Genomic DNA, 4,436 nt, shown 5'->3' on the forward strand with positions numbered 1-4,436 from the left:
CCCCCGCCGATCCGTTGCCCAGCGTGGCGATGGCGGCGGTATTGGCCGCGACCTGTGCATTGGTGGCAAACAACTGACTGCCATTCACCGCTTCGCCCGACGTGGCCGTGAGCGCGCCGGGGGCAACGTTGGCAAGGACGGTGCCAGCGCCGCCCGCCAGCGTCACCCGGTCGCGGGCGGCGCTGTCATATTGCACCGCGACGCTGCCCAACGCCCCCAGCTGGGCGGAAACGCCGTCCACCTGCCCGACTGTTGCGGCGTCCGTGGGCGCGGTGCCCGGTGCAACGTTGGTCAGCTGGCGCTCTGCGCCCGGCGCGCCGATCGACACTTCGCCGGCGGAATTCTGCAGGCCGGTCAGCCCCGTCGCCGTGTAGCCGGCCAGGGCACCTCGCGTCGCCGTGGCGCCGGCGCCCAGCGCGACGCTGTTCGCCGCCGTCACGCTGCTGTTGGTGCCGAGCGCGATACTGCCCGTCGCCCCGGCTTCGGACCGCGCATTGTTGCCAAAGGCGATGGCATTGATGTCGCTGGCAAATGCCGCCGCGCCATCGGCGCCCAGGCCAGTGATCTGGTTGCCGCCGATCGCGACGCCCGCGGGCGTATCGAGGGTGATCGAATCGGAAGTCAGCCGGCATTGGTCGGTCGGGCCGACGATGGTGCCGTCGGTTGCAAGCGCCTGGAGCGTGATGGGAGCCCCGCTCGCCGCCTGGGCCAGCAACCCGGTCGCGTTCAGGCTGAGATCGGGCAGCAACACGCCAAGCACCGGAAGATCGAGAATGCTGTTCACCGTGGTCTCGATCGGCGTCGCGATGCCGGTGATCACCGGTGACAAAATGTCGGTCACCGCTGATCGCGGCAGGCTGACGCCCGAACAGGCGCTCACCACCCGTTGCTGCGCCTTGGCCTGCTCCGCCAGCGTCATCGCCAGCAGAATGGGTGCGCTCAGCACGGTACGGGTCAAAAGCCGCGCTACAATGTTGGAGCGCGGATGTTTCTTGCCAGCCATGTCATCCTCCTGTTTTGACCGGCGGTTCACGCCGGACGATGGAGAATGGTGGAGAGCGCTCAACGCGCTGTTACATAGGCATGTACATATTTCGCGCGGCGAACTGCCTCACGTGAAGCGCGAAAAAGCACAGAAGCGGGGCACAATGCTGCAATCTGGCATGAAGACGCTGTAATATACTTCAATCCGTGAGGCGCCGGCCATCCTGACAAGTGGATCCGCCTCTCACAGGACGACAGATGCAGCCTCTTTATCGACTAGGTTTTGCACCGCACGGCCACCAACGCGTTTAATCCTGAGTTCGTCGGAGTACGCGCCCGAGGACACGCTCTCCGACAAGCTCAAAACGACGCCGGTGGTCTATATCGGTAGTGGCCAGCGTCACTCCGCCGCGCGCGCCTGCTCCTTCGAATAGGTCGGACGGCCGATCCCCACGTGATAGAAGCCCGCGCGCTCCGCCTCATCGGCATGGTAGACGTTGCGCAGGTCGATTAGCACCGGCGCCGCCATCCGCTCGCGCAGACGCGCCAGATCAAGCGCGCGGAACTGGTTCCACTCCGTCACGAGCACCACGGCGGATGCCCCCTCGGCAACGGCATAGGCGTTGTCCACATAGGTCACGTCCGGCAGCATGGTGCGCGCCGCATCCATCCCCTCCGGATCGAAGGCGCGGATCCGCGCCCCCGCGCTGATCAGCCCCTGCACGATGTCGATCGACGGCGCGTCGCGCATGTCATCGGTGTTGGGCTTGAACGTCAGGCCAAGCAGGCCGATCGTCCGCCCGTGCACGCTGCCGCCGACGGCGGCGATCACGCGCGCCGCCATCGCCTTTTTGCGCTCATCGTTGATCGCGGCGGTGGTCTCGATCAGCCGCACCGGCGAACCGAAGCTCTGCGCCGTCTTCACGAGGGCCATCGTGTCCTTGGGAAAACAGGAGCCGCCATAGCCCGGGCCGGCGTGGAGGAACTTGGTGCCGATCCGATTGTCCAGCCCGATGCCGCGGCTAACATCCTGCACGTCCGCACGCACTGCCTCACACAGGTCGGCGATCTCGTTGATGAAGGTGATCTTCATCGCGAGAAAGGCATTGGCGGCATATTTGATCAGTTCGCTGGTGCGCCGCGCCGTGAACAGCACGGGCGAGCGATTGAGGTAAAGCGGGCGATACACTTCTTCCAGCACCTGGCGGGCGCTTTCGTCCTCCACCCCGACGACGATCCGGTCCGGGCGCTTGAAATCCTCGATCGCCGCACCCTCGCGAAGGAATTCTGGATTGGACGCAACGGCGAACTGCGCGCCCGGATTTACCTCGCGGATCAGGCGTTCCACCTCGTCACCCGTTCCGACCGGCACTGTCGATTTGGTGACCACGACGGTGAAGCCGCGCAGCGCGGCGCCGATCTCCCGCGCCGCGGCATAGACATATGACAAGTCGGCGTGGCCGTCGCCGCGCCGCGCCGGCGTGCCGACGCCGATGAACACCACGTCGGCATCGCCGACCGGGCCGGTCAGGTCTGTGGTGAAGGACAGGCGCCCCTCCGCCACGTTGGTGGCGACAAGCTGCTCCAGCCCCGGCTCGTAGATCGGCACCCCCCCGCTCTTGAGCAGCGCGATCTTGCCCTCATCCTTGTCGACGCACACCACGTCATGCCCGAAATCCGCGAAACAGGCCCCAGACACCAGGCCGACATAACCGGTGCCGATCATTACGATGCGCATTCCTGCTTTCCCCCTGTCGAACGTGACCACGGCCGATTAATCCGCGCGGCGCAGCGCGCGTGCATGCCGCACGCCGGGCCACCCGATGCCGGCCGGTGGTGGTTCTAGCAGGGTCAGATTTGCAGTTCGGCTTCGGTGAAATGCGTAGGTTGTTACGTGTCCGCAGCGATCGAGATGCGAGAGGGGGGCTGCTGCGTGCGCGTTTGGGTCAGCGGGATTGGTTCTGGTGCGAGCGGGTTTCCCCATTGTGGCCGAAATCAGCCGAGAAGGCGATGCGCAATGCCTCCGACAGGCTGCGCACGCCCAGCTTCGACATCAGATTGGCGCGGTGGATCTCCACGGTACGCGGACTGATATCGAGGTCGTAGGCGATATATTTGTTCGGCAGCCCGCGGGTCAGGCCGCCAAGCACATCGCGTTCCCGCTCGCTGAGCCGCGCGATCAGGCGCCGCGCCTGTTCCTCGCGCGCCGCAGCGGTGGACACATCGGCCAACCGGTCAAATCCCTCGCTCAAGGCGTCGATCAGCGCCTCGCGCTCGGGCGGCTTTTCCAGAAACGTCAGCGCCCCGGCGCGCATCGCCTTCACCGCCACCGTGATATCGCCATGCCCCGTCAGGACGATCACGGGCAGGTTGACGCTGGCCTGCTTCAGCTGCTGCTGCACCTCCAGGCCGCTCATGTCGGGCATGCGGATGTCGAGCAGCACGCATCCGGGATCAATCCGCGCCACCGCATCGACAAAGGCGGTGGCACTCCGCCAGCTGCGCACGGCATAGCCCTCCGCCTCCAGCATGAAGGCAGTGGCAGCCCGGACTTCCTCCTCGTCATCGACGAGGTGAACCAACTTATTCTCCATGCTCGTACCCCACTTTACGGCACAAGGTGAAACGGAAGCTGGCGCCGCCGCCCGGCGCGGCACCGGCCCAGATACGGCCGCCATGCGCCTCGATAATGGTTCGGCAGATCGACAGGCCCACGCCCAAACCGTTCCGCTTCGTGCTGACGAAGGCGTCGAACAATTGCTCGGCCATGCCCGGCTGGAAGCCGGCGCCGCAATCGTCGATGCTCACCTCCACTTCCTCCGGCCGCACCGCGACGTGAACGGTGATGAGCCGGGCGTCGCCGTGACGGATCGCCTCCACCGCGTTGCGCACGAGGTTGACGACCACCTGCTGGATCTGCACGCGATCGGCGAAGATCTCGGCCGGCGGCCCCGGCTGGAAATCCAGCGTGACCTGCGCTTCCTTGACCACGCCCGTCACCAGCGAAAGGCCGCTGGCGATCACCTCATTGGCCTGTTCCACCGCCAGCAGGGTTTCGCCGCGCGACACGAATTCGCGCAAATGGCTGATGAAGCGCCCTGCCCGCACCGCCTCCTTCGCCGCGGCGGCAAGCCCGACATCGATGCGCGGGTCGTGCGGCTCCCCGGAACGTGCCAGCAGGCGGCGGCACCCTTCGATATAGCTCGCCATGGCGGTCATCGGCTGGTTGAGCTCATGCGCCAGGGTGGAGGCCATGGTGCCCATCGCCGTCAGCCGCGCGCCGTGCAGCACTTCCATCTGAAGCGATTCCACCATTGCGCGCGTCTTTTCCTGCTCCGTCAGGTCGCGCACGAACACGGTATAGAGCCGGCGCGAACCGGCCGAGGCGGTGCCGATGGTGAGTTGCGCGGGAAAGGAGCTTTCATCCACTCGTTGCGCAAAGACGCGGCGGG

General features: G+C 66.0%; 3 protein-coding genes and 1 pseudogene. All 4 read right to left on the reverse strand.

Annotated features, from left to right (window positions below):
* A pseudogene (locus AX702_RS05465) lies at positions 1–1,003 on the reverse strand (hypothetical protein); the annotation flags it as partial.
* Positions 1,004–1,384: 381 nt separating this feature from the next.
* Complete coding sequence (locus AX702_RS05470; protein ID WP_066777175.1) at positions 1,385–2,722, reverse strand: UDP-glucose dehydrogenase family protein; 1,338 nt, start codon at positions 2,720–2,722, stop codon at positions 1,385–1,387.
* A gap of 208 nt (positions 2,723–2,930) precedes the next feature.
* Positions 2,931–3,578, reverse strand: a complete 648-nt coding sequence (locus AX702_RS05475; protein ID WP_066777178.1) for a response regulator transcription factor — start codon at positions 3,576–3,578, stop codon at positions 2,931–2,933.
* Positions 3,568–4,436: sensor histidine kinase (locus AX702_RS05480; RefSeq protein ID WP_231731736.1), on the reverse strand; the 869-nt coding region annotated here is incomplete at its 5' end. The genes AX702_RS05475 and AX702_RS05480, both read right to left, overlap by 11 nt.

Origin of the sequence: Sphingomonas sp. CCH5-D11 (assembly GCF_001557395.1) — a bacterium.
GTDB lineage: Bacteria > Pseudomonadota > Alphaproteobacteria > Sphingomonadales > Sphingomonadaceae > Sphingomonas.

Excerpts from the sequence above, each read along its gene's own strand:
- AX702_RS05470 (WP_066777175.1), bottom strand. The coding sequence starts at position 2,722 with ATGCGCATCGTAATGATCGGCACCGGTTATGTCGGCCTGGTGTCTGGG.
- AX702_RS05475 (WP_066777178.1), bottom strand. The coding sequence starts at position 3,578 with ATGGAGAATAAGTTGGTTCACCTCGTCGATGACGAGGAGGAAGTCCGG.